At 36.9% G+C, this 325-nt stretch carries 1 protein-coding gene; it reads left to right on the top strand.

Annotated elements, in window-relative coordinates; translation table 11 throughout:
- Positions 1–325: surface lipoprotein assembly modifier (locus BTV99_RS13020; protein ID WP_143507229.1), on the top strand; the 325-nt coding region annotated here is incomplete at both ends.

The following is a 325-nucleotide window of genomic DNA, read 5'->3' as shown; positions in this document are numbered from 1 at the left end:
AAGCTAAACCATATCTTTCGCCAGATCTAAAGATTTTAGCTAGTCAACTCTTAGATAGTATAAAAAAAGCGCAAGAATGGAAGCCAGCGCTAAACTTTAGTTATGAAACTACCGATAATGTTAATCATGCGTCTGATTTGAAAGAGTTAGTAATTGGTGATGCGACATTCATTCGTAGTGACGCTTCATTGCCACAAGAGGCAAACGGGATCAGATACGACATTGGTGCAACGCAAGAAAAAAACCTTAATGGTAATCATTATATATATAAAAGCGCAGAGCTGAGAGGCGTAAACTATTGGGATAACAATGATTACAATGAACT

The organism is Psychrobacter sp. Rd 27.2 (assembly GCF_001921755.1).
Lineage (GTDB): Bacteria > Pseudomonadota > Gammaproteobacteria > Pseudomonadales > Moraxellaceae > Psychrobacter > Psychrobacter celer.
Note: the sequence above shows the minus strand (reverse complement) of the source record. Positions and strands in the feature narration are given on the sequence as shown.